General features: G+C 66.6%; 9 protein-coding genes and 3 pseudogenes. 4 read left to right on the plus strand and 8 right to left on the minus strand.

Going from position 1 to position 8,964, the window contains the following annotated elements; genetic code table 11:
• The coding region (locus ACWDZ7_RS42190) for a tetratricopeptide repeat protein (RefSeq protein WP_451804185.1) at positions 1-564 on the plus strand (564 nt) is incomplete at its 5' end.
• 19 nt (positions 565-583) lie between these two features.
• Here ACWDZ7_RS42190 and ACWDZ7_RS42195 read toward each other — a convergent pair.
• Together ACWDZ7_RS42195 and ACWDZ7_RS42200 are read right to left on the minus strand one after the other, a co-directional pair.
• A pseudogene (locus ACWDZ7_RS42195) lies at positions 584-1,422 on the minus strand (IS5 family transposase).
• A gap of 294 nt (positions 1,423-1,716) precedes the next feature.
• The gene (locus ACWDZ7_RS42200) at positions 1,717-2,181 is read right to left on the minus strand and encodes a GNAT family N-acetyltransferase (protein WP_451804187.1); all 465 of its coding nucleotides are present in this window, start codon (positions 2,179-2,181) and stop codon (positions 1,717-1,719) included.
• A gap of 63 nt (positions 2,182-2,244) precedes the next feature.
• Here ACWDZ7_RS42200 and ACWDZ7_RS42205 point away from each other — a divergent pair.
• A pseudogene (locus ACWDZ7_RS42205) lies at positions 2,245-2,424 on the plus strand (ATP-binding protein); the annotation flags it as partial.
• Between the two features lie 33 nt (positions 2,425-2,457).
• Here ACWDZ7_RS42205 and ACWDZ7_RS42210 read toward each other — a convergent pair.
• Positions 2,458-3,234: a class I SAM-dependent methyltransferase gene (locus ACWDZ7_RS42210; RefSeq protein WP_451804189.1), complete on the minus strand. Its 777-nt coding sequence runs from the start codon at positions 3,232-3,234 to the stop codon at positions 2,458-2,460.
• A gap of 93 nt (positions 3,235-3,327) precedes the next feature.
• On the opposite strand from ACWDZ7_RS42210, the gene ACWDZ7_RS42215 reads away from it, so the two are divergent.
• Positions 3,328-3,519 (plus strand): hypothetical protein, encoded by a 192-nt coding sequence (locus ACWDZ7_RS42215; protein WP_451804191.1) that lies wholly within the window; start codon positions 3,328-3,330, stop codon positions 3,517-3,519.
• A 13-nt stretch (positions 3,520-3,532) separates the two neighbouring features.
• On the opposite strand, the gene ACWDZ7_RS42220 is transcribed toward ACWDZ7_RS42215, so the two are convergent.
• From ACWDZ7_RS42220 to ACWDZ7_RS42235, 4 genes are all read right to left on the minus strand, one after another.
• The gene (locus ACWDZ7_RS42220; RefSeq protein ID WP_451804193.1) at positions 3,533-4,018 is read right to left on the minus strand and encodes a hypothetical protein; all 486 of its coding nucleotides are present in this window, start codon (positions 4,016-4,018) and stop codon (positions 3,533-3,535) included.
• A 69-nt stretch (positions 4,019-4,087) separates the two neighbouring features.
• Positions 4,088-4,657: a hypothetical protein gene (locus ACWDZ7_RS42225; RefSeq protein ID WP_451804195.1), complete on the minus strand. Its 570-nt coding sequence runs from the start codon at positions 4,655-4,657 to the stop codon at positions 4,088-4,090.
• A 174-nt stretch (positions 4,658-4,831) separates the two neighbouring features.
• Complete coding sequence (locus ACWDZ7_RS42230) at positions 4,832-5,602, minus strand: hypothetical protein (RefSeq protein ID WP_451804197.1); 771 nt, start codon at positions 5,600-5,602, stop codon at positions 4,832-4,834.
• 15 nt (positions 5,603-5,617) lie between these two features.
• Positions 5,618-5,965: a hypothetical protein gene (locus tag ACWDZ7_RS42235; RefSeq protein ID WP_451804199.1), complete on the minus strand. Its 348-nt coding sequence runs from the start codon at positions 5,963-5,965 to the stop codon at positions 5,618-5,620.
• Between the two features lie 276 nt (positions 5,966-6,241).
• Between ACWDZ7_RS42235 and ACWDZ7_RS42240 the strand changes: the two are divergent.
• Positions 6,242-6,391, plus strand: a pseudogene (locus ACWDZ7_RS42240) (IS5/IS1182 family transposase); the annotation flags it as partial.
• Between the two features lie 218 nt (positions 6,392-6,609).
• Here ACWDZ7_RS42240 and ACWDZ7_RS42245 read toward each other — a convergent pair.
• Entirely contained in the window at positions 6,610-8,607 is a 1,998-nt protein-coding gene (locus tag ACWDZ7_RS42245) for a hypothetical protein (protein ID WP_451804201.1), read from the minus strand.
• Positions 8,608-8,964: the final 357 nt, after the last annotated feature.

The raw sequence follows: 8,964 nt of genomic DNA on the forward strand, positions 1-8,964 counted from the left end.
GAGGCACTGGGGCTCTCCCGGGGCATCGGTGACCGCCACTCGGAGGCCAGTGCCCTGCTCGGCACCGCCCTGGTCCGACTGGAGCTCGGCGATACTGCTGCCTCCGGCCGAACGGCTCAGCAGGTGCTCACGCTGGCCCAGGAGATCGGCAATCCGCACACCCAGGCCTGGGCGATGACCGCGCTGGGTCTCTCCCACTGCTACGCGGGAGCGCACGCGCAGGGCACGGAATGGCACCGCAGGGCCACCGGCCTCGCCCGGCAGATCGGCGAACCCCACACCGAAGCCATGGCACTCAACGGCATCGGCTACGGATACACCCACCTGGCCCGCCACGAACAGGCCGAGCAGCACCTACGCGCCGCACTCGCATTACGCCTGCGCATCCACGACCTGCACGGTGAGGCCGAAACCCGCAACGATCTGGCGGCACTGCTGGACGCCGCACACCGCCCGGAAGCCGCCCACACCGAAGCGGAGCGGGCCCGGTCGATCTACGCGCGGATCCTCCCCGCAGGCAGCCCCGAGCCACCGCTCCCGGTGCTCAGTGGGCGTTTGATGTAGGCGAATTGCGGTTTATTTCCTAGTAGGTTCCTCGCCACGTGGGTGTGGTCTCGTCCGTTATGCGCTTGGTGAGGTTGTCGATCGAGGCGACGTGGATCATGGCTTCAGAGCTGGAGGTCAGGGTCTCGTAGTCGCGTGCGAGACGACGATGCATCATGATCCATCCGATACTCCGTTCTACGACCAGCGCCTTTTGACGACATGAAAGCCGCGGATTTCAGGGTTTCTGTTGACGACCTCGACGTCGATTCCGAGCTTCGCTCCGTGCTCGATGACGGCGTTCTTGAAGCCGGTGTCGACCCAGCTCTTGGAGATGGTCGGGTAGGTCTTCTTGGCCTGGTCGAGGAGGTGTATTCCTACGGCGTTTTCCGACAGGCTTGCGGCGGTGACGGTTACGGCGAGGAGCAGGCCGAGTGTGTCGGTGATGATGCCTCGCTTCCGGCCTACGATCTTCTTGGCGGCGTCGGTTCCCTGGCTGGTCAGGGGCATGTTCGTGGAGGTCTTCACGCTCTGGGTGTCGATCACGGAGGCGGTCGGTTCGGGCTTGCGCCCCTCTTTCACGCGGGCGAGGCCGGTCAGGTCGTAGTTGAGCTGGGCGAGGATTCCTTCGTCTCGCCAGGCGGCGTAGTAGGCGTAGACGGTGCCGTGGTTGGGGAAGTCGTGCGGGAGGTATTTCCACGGGATTCCCGTGCGGTTGATGTACAGGATTGCGTTGAAGACATCGCGCAGTTTGACCTGGGCCGGCTGGCCGGTGGGTCTGCGGTCGAGTCGGGCTTTCCTCCAGGCGGATAAGGTCGGTTCGATCAACGCCCATCGGGCGTCGGACAGGTCGCTGGGGTACGGCTTCCGCTGGTTCACGAAAGGGCTCTTACACGAACTGCGCCACCGACAGCGTTACTTGACGAGCTGGGCGGGTCTGTGATGTCCATAGACCAGACCGAATCTGGGTGCGAGACACGGAGCAAATGGACACCGAGGCCGAAGTTCGGAAGGCCGCGAATCTGCATGTAGGGCGCGAATCACCTCAGAGAAACCATGCCACAGGGGCGACGTAACACCGCAAGACATACCTAAATACCCACTCAGAACCCATGTTTGAACCTCAGTAGGGCGATGGAGTGCCAGGCAGGACAAGGGGCAACGTCGCCTGAATCAGACAACGGCTAGGCGATAGATCTGCCGTGAGCCGCCTTCCGGGCCAGGGTCGGCAGCCTCAGCTGGGGTGAAACCGAGACGTTCGTAGAAGACCCGTGCACCGCTGGCAACGGCGCCTGGGTGGTCGGCACCGAAGGTGACCACATCAACGCTGCCCGGCCCTAACACGAACCTGCGTGTTGCGTCAGCTAGCAGGGCCCGGCCCACGCCCTTCCCGCGTTGTTTCTCCGAGACGACGAGCCAGTGGACGTGATAAGTCGGGGGCTTGGCGCCAAAGAGCAGGCCGCCGAGGAGCTCCGATTCCGAGGAGACGGCGACGAGCGCCGTGGACCGGCGGATGTGTTTGCCCAAGGCGCTATGGAAATCAGGGCTTTCAATCATCGGGCCGAACCAGTGCTCAACCTGGCCTGCCAACCCGAGAAGATCGGGAAGATCCTGCACTCGCGCGAGTCTGACGATCATCAGAGCAGTCTGGCAGATGGGACGAATGTCGCCTGCTGCGGCACTGCGCCGCTTTCAGAGCCTGTGGCGATCGCCTCCAGCGAATCCTTTGGCGGCCGGGCCGAAACCTTTACAGATCCAAGGCTCTGCGCGGCCATCGTGGACCGACTGACGTTCGGCGGCAACATCATCGAGACCGGCACCGACTCATACCGCCTCGCCACCACCCGAGCACGCACTGAGGAACCCGCCAAGGCTGGCTGACACCTGCCCTCCCACGCGGAGAGATGGAGTCACCTACTCACCGGCGCGGGCCACGAGTAGCGGCTGGAAGAAGCCCGTCTCTTGCGGCATCCGCCACTCGGGGTCGACGAACCCGGCCCCGTTTGCGAGGCCAGTCAGCCGGTCCCGGCCGAGTGCCCAATAAGTAGTACGGCGGACCCGGACGCGCCATTCTCCGCCTGCCGGAAGGAGCTGGAAGTGCTCCAGGTCGTAGTGCTCGCCGTCGTCGTGCCAGTGCCAGAGCTGGAAGCTGACGGTTCGTTCTTCACCGTCGGCGCAGTCGACGTTCCTGTGGACTTGTGGAGGCGTCGAAGCCGGGCGGTCGCGCAGCAGGTCGTCGTAGTGGCGTGTGCTGACCAGCAGCAGGCCGTCGGGACGCAGCACGCGGCGCATCTCGGCCAGGGCTGCGTGCACATCCTCCTCAGTCAGCAGGTGAGGCAGTGAGTTGTCGGCGCAGACGACCGTGTCGAACCGGCCATGAGGAAACGGGAGGCATCTCATATCGGCAGCGGCCGTGCGCAGGCTCAGGTTCCGGCAGGTGGCCTCACGGGCAGCGCGGGCGGCGGCGCGGGGGCTGAGGTCGGTCCCGGTGACCCGGTGCCCGCGCAGCGCCAGGCCGATGGCCTGCGTGCCGATGCCGCAGGAACAGTCGAGGACCGCCGCGCGCTCTTGGCCGATCAGGGCGTCCAGGGCGCCCCCCTGCCGACGGACGCTCGCGTCCCAGTCTGGATAGATCAGGTGGTAGTCATCAGCCAGTTCGTCGTAGAAGTGCGCCACCGATGTCTCGGGCATGACCCGAGATTACCGTGCCTGCTTCCCCCGAGGTGCCGGTCATCCCCGTGATCGGCACGAACGCCCTCACTGACGGCAGCACCGTCATTTCCCGTGAACATCTGCGAGCGCATTGATCGCCAACTGCTGTTGAAACTCGGTTCTGGCACAGATCTTGGGGAACGGTCGCTGAGGGTTACGGTGGTGTTCGATTTGAAAGGGGCGGCCTTCGCCGAAACGGGCACTGGCTCCTGCCACCTCGCCAGCACCCGTGCCCGCGCCGAACAACAAACCACTGCCAGCTGACTTCCCCCGCAGCTCAGAGCGCGATCGGCCGGTACTTCAGGGCCTGATCGACGATCTGCTCCGCAGACGCGTCCTGAAGGTCGTCCGAGGGATGGAAGACCAGGTCACTCACCCGGGGATGCGACACGTTCGCCTTCAGGAGCCGCAGATAGTAGTCGCTCTCCGCAGAGGCAGTCAGGAGTCTGCGAACGATCTCAACGAGCTCGTCCCGGGTGATGTCCGCAACCACGGGGCGAGCCGGCCGGGCCGCCTCCCTCGCGAACTTCTCCAGGCTCCTGCTTCGGTCGTACTCGGCGAAGTCGAGGGGCACGTAGTCGTGACCGGTCATCGCGTTGAAGGCCGTGATCGCCTCACCTGCCGCCTCCGGGCGGGCCACCAGTAGCTCAGCGATCCGCTCTACCTCGGCGCACAGCTCGTCCATCTGTTGCCGGCTCACGGGCGGCGGCAACAACTCCGGTCTCAGGTCCACAGCACGAATTATGTCCGTCGGCACCGACACGCCCCAGCCGACCTCTCTGGCTGCTGTCAGTTCTCGGTTCTGGCGCAGGTCTTCGGCGGGCTCGGAGTGCTACTGGAGCGGGATCATCTCGCGGAGTAATTCAAGTCCAGCTCGGCCGTAGAGCTGCCTCTTGATCTTCTTGATGCGGTTCACGGCGCCCTCGATGCTTCCGGAACTCCAGTCGAGAGTGAGCCCGGCTGCCACGGCGTCGAGGTCTCGGAGGAGGTGGAGTGCGAAGCCGGTGAGGCCCGGTAGCCAGCTGGCGTCGACTGCCTCGATCCAGATGGGGAGCGTGGAGCCGAGGCGATCGGTGGTCAGGGCCGCGGGGTGACGGGTGAGCCAGCCGGTCACCTGCCGCACTGTCGGCGGCCGCGGCGGCGCGCCAGCCGGAGCCCCACGGAGGTCGGCGATGTGGCTGCTGACCATCTGGTAGGTGACAGGCGCGTTGTCGGCAACGAGTTCACTGTAGAGGCGGGTGACGCTGGTGCATCCCTCGGCGAAGCGTCGCTCCAGGTAGGGCTTGTAGGGGTCCAGCCTGCTGGGCCGGGGCCGGTTCTCGCGGATGGTGTCCTGCCAACGTGCGGCATTCGCGTACCGGAGCGCGGTGTTGAGACCCCAGCCCAGGTGCCGGGCAATCACCCGGCGCGAATGGCCTTGGGCAAGCATCTTGTGAACCAGGGCATGTGCTGCCTTCTTGCGCTCGGCCCGCCGGCCGGCGGGCTCCGAGTCGTCCCGCGGACAACCGGAAGCCAGTCGGGGGCCTCCGGCAACATGCCGACGGGTGAAGGATCACGCAGGCAGCGGGAGATCCTTCTAGGACTCCGTTACTGACCTGCCCGAGTTCGTCGGTACATACCTCCATGGTGCCGTCGCTTTGGTGTGGGTCGCAGCCAGTGATGCGGGTGAACAGCTCGCCCCCGTCGGGAAGAGCACGTCCAGATGGATGGTGGCGGTGAACTGGTACCAGTTCGTTGCCCGGCGTGTGGTGATCAAGACCCGGCCGCCTCCGGTCGCCGCCCGATCGAGCAGCTTGCTGATGTGGTCGGACTCATTGACGTTGTCCAGCACCACCAGCCAGTCATCGCGGCGGGCGAGCCACGCCAGCGCCCGTTCCACCTGCACCTCCGCCGGCACCGCTGCCAGCCCCGGCTGCAGGGCCCGGGCAAGGTCCGCAAGGCCTGCAGTGACCGCTGCTTCGGTGTCGGCGGCCATCCACCACCGCACACGTACCCCGGCCCGCTCAACAGCCCACCAGGCGGCGAGCGCGGACTTGCCGACCCCGCCCAGCCCGCTCACGACCCGCAACACCACCCCGCCGGGGGAGGCGAACGCCGCGTCCAGTTCCTCCAGCTCCCGGGTGCGGCCGACGAACAGGCTCCTGCGCGGAATGTTCGATACCTCGCCCTGCACCGCGTCATCCGGAATCGGCTGGTACGCCTCAGACGGCATCACTGTCGCGTTCTCGATATTCATGGCCACACTGCCCTTTACGCCGCCCAGTGCGGCGATGGAGCCCTGCCGAGCCAGTGCCTGTTGAGGCGGTTCCGGTACGCCGGGCCCCTTGGTGTCTTGGTGCTTGCCCATCCCCCGAACGCCCTGTCACTGGCCGTGCTGCGCGCGCGATCCATCAATGTCGCCACCGGCCGCAATTGATCCACCGCTTGCTGGTATATCCGAGTTGCCTGCCGATGTGCCGGATTCCGGCCCCGCGTCCCGTGCCGTGGAGTTGCGGATGCTCCCGCGCGCCGCAAGCGACCCGCGCGCCGCGCGCACCCGCTCGGACGACAATGCTGCAGCCCCGCTCAACGTCCTGAGCTGCCATAGCGCAACCCCCAGCGCGGCGATACCGGCCACCGAGCCGGCCACTCCCATGATCTGATTCGACCGCTCCAGATCTGCAGCCGATACCCACACCAGCAACCCGAGCGCCGTGGTGGCGCCAACCACCGCCAACCACCGCCAACCCCCGCCACCACAAGCTGGTCCGGCTCTCCATAGCAGCACTCTCGCCCAACACCCCAGATCATTTCCCCCCTTTTGCGTAGCGCGCTTGCCCGCGCCCGTCGATGGCTTGCCTACCGCCTGCGGGCGATCACCCACTCCTGCCATTCCAGCTCGGCCACGGCCAACTCGGCCTGGATACGGTCGGCCTCTTCCCTCAGCTCGTCCACACGACGGCGAGCACCCAGCTCACGCCGACTCAAGCGGTGGAAGCGCCGGCACAACAGCAGTCACGCCAAGAACCGCTGCCTCGGCGAGCAGGCCATGGCCACCCTGAAGGGCTGGCCCCTGCTCCGGAAGCTCCGATGCAGCACCAACCGCATCACCGACATTGTGAAGGCCGCCCTGGTCCTCCACCACGCCTCAACCTGAAGTCGGAAATCGCTCATTGAACCTGGGCAGTGGCAACTCTGCGGGACGATGTCGCGGCCTTGTGCCGCAGCGCCGCGGCCGGGTCACGCGGACCGGCCAGGCACTCGTACTCGAACCGGACGGCCGGCCGCATCGGCCAACCGCCCGTTTGCGTGGTCGAGCGTCGTAGTCGGCCACGCTGGCCAACTACGACGCTCATTTCAGAAGCCCGGGAAGGGCTACACCAGCGTTCGGAACGCGAGAAGGAGGGTGGTGCCGTCGGCGGTCAGGCCGGGCCCGGACAGGCTCGTCGCGCCGGACCTGGTGATCGGCGAGAAGCTGCTCCAACTGGAGCCGTTGGTGCTGCTGCTGACGTAGATGCGGTCGTCGGTGCCCCGGATAGCGCAGTACAGGGTGGTGCCGAGCACGGTCAGAGCCGGGGAGGCCGTGGAGGTTCCGGGCAGCTGAACCGGGGCGGGCCAGGCGCCGTCATTGCGCGGCGTGACGCAGACCCTGCCGCCGAGGTTCGTGTACGCCATGTAGAGCTTGCCCTGGAAGGTGGCAAGGGCCGGTGAGTACATGGACTTGTGCTGGTGATGTAGGCCCCAGTCGACCCATCGGATCGTGTCGTAGCTGGTGACCCGGAACTCGCGGTATTCGTCGATACTGCCGCCGGAGAATGCCGCGAACCACAGGCGCCCGGAGTGGGAGGCGAGGGTGAAACCCCGCCGGTGGGCGCTGCCCGGGCCCGTGAGGTCGGTGGTCGGCCAGTCGACCCCGTCCGTGGAGTAGCGGCAGTGGCCGCTGTTGTTGGTGGTGTCGCCGCTTGACACGGTGAAGCCCAGATAGAGCCGTCCGCCGGTCGACGCGAGGGTCGGGGCGTGCAGGGTGCTGGTCCCGGGGATCTTGCGGAAGGTGCCCCATTGGTTGTTCTGGCGCTGGCTGATGTAGACCGCGTTGTCGAGGCCGCGGACCGCACAGTGGAGGATTCCGTTGTGCGTGGCAAACGCGGGTGTGTCCTGCGTACGGGAAGTCGGCCAGGGCCGGGCCGGGCCGGCCCACTGGGAGCCGGTCAGGGTCAGGAGCCCGACGCCGTTGCTGCTGGCCTGGGCATAGCGACCCCGGATGTCGAGGGAGAACCGGCCCTCCGCCCCAGCGCCGCTGGGGTTCTGGAACCACCAGGTGGTATCGGGATTGGGGAGGGTGGGGTCGGACAGGACTTCCATCGCGGCGCGGTCGAAGGCGATGGTGCGGTGGTGCAGCAGATCGTCGGCCAGCCACTCGACGATTTCACCGATGAGCTGGCCGACGCTGCCCACCATGGCGATGAACTGGTGCATGTACTGCCAGGGCCCGCCGGCCGGGATCGCACTCATGACCTCGGCGGTGTCCTGCAGCGTGGTGGCGATCTCCTGGATCGTGCGCCCCAGCTCGGGGTCGACGCCTGAGTCCTGCTCCCACAGTTCGATGTGGCAGAGCAGGACCTTGTCGACCGCGCCCCGGAACAGGACGGTGTTGGCGTCCATGTCGTGGGTCTCACCGCTGTCCACGTCGCCGTAGGTGCGAGTGATGCCGGCCTGCTTGTCCCCGTTGTCAGCGCCGGCGGACAGTGCCCAGTAGACCTCGTTCGATCCGCTGAACTCATGGGACTCCCTGTCGCACTTGAACCGGGGATGCGTCATGTCGACCTGCAACGCCGGCTTGTCCGCAGACGGTGCCTGGTGCCCCGAAGCGGTCACCACTGTCGCCCCGTACCCGTAGGCGCCCATGCCCTGGCAGAACTCCTTGGAATCCCACGAACCGTCTTCACCGCCCGCGGGGGTGTCCAGGTCGACGATGCTGACGTTCGCCTGGGCCGCGATCTCCTCGCCGAGGGCAGGCAGATCCTCGATGAGGTCCTTGACCGCGTATCCCTGCTCGAGAGGGCGGGAGGCGAGAGCGTCCGGGAAGATCTTGGCGCGTGTGGCCGACTCCTCCTGGTAGATCCGGCCGAAGTCACCCACCTCCTCCTGCGACAGCAGCCGCAGCAGCGGCCCGACCAGCCGTGCCTCCAGATCCGTCAGCTCCAGGCCCGCATGCAGACGCGCAGCGCCGTGCAGCATCACCCCGTACAGCAGCCGGGCGCTCCGGGAGGACTCCGCCCGCCCCTCGAAATCCCGTGCCGGGGCCCCACCCTGCAGGCGTGCGCGCAACCGCTTCAGACGTTCATCGCGAGGCACTGCGAAGTCAGAGGCCATGGACCATCCCATCGAGGAAGAGGAGCGATCAAGGCTGCTGACACTTCCACACCAATTACCCTCTGCAGCAGGTCATTTACAGTCAGTTTCTCGTTCCGTCAGTTCATGGCGGCCGCGCGGGCACCGGCCGACCCAAGAACCACGTGTCCTTGTCCTACCGAGGCCGGACCGCGATGCCCCGGTACCGGCTGCCGGGGAAGCGACAGCCCTTCCCTCCCCAAGGGAAGTGCCGCTGCGGCCGTCTCACAGGTACTGCTGCTGGAGCTCCCGGTAGGCCCGGATGGCAGGGCCTGGCCTTCCAAGTGGACACCCTGCGCACCTCCCCGCCCGGATCCGACAGCGCTCCCGCCGATTCGG

The organism is Streptomyces sp. NPDC003032, from assembly GCF_053591415.1.

Excerpts from the sequence above, each read along its gene's own strand:
- ACWDZ7_RS42245 (WP_451804201.1), bottom strand. The coding sequence starts at position 8,607 with ATGGCCTCTGACTTCGCAGTGCCTCGCGATGAACGTCTGAAGCGGTTG.
- ACWDZ7_RS42230 (WP_451804197.1), bottom strand. The coding sequence starts at position 5,602 with ATGGGCAAGCACCAAGACACCAAGGGGCCCGGCGTACCGGAACCGCCT.
- ACWDZ7_RS42200 (WP_451804187.1), bottom strand. The coding sequence starts at position 2,181 with ATGATCGTCAGACTCGCGCGAGTGCAGGATCTTCCCGATCTTCTCGGG.
- ACWDZ7_RS42210 (WP_451804189.1), bottom strand. The coding sequence starts at position 3,234 with ATGCCCGAGACATCGGTGGCGCACTTCTACGACGAACTGGCTGATGAC.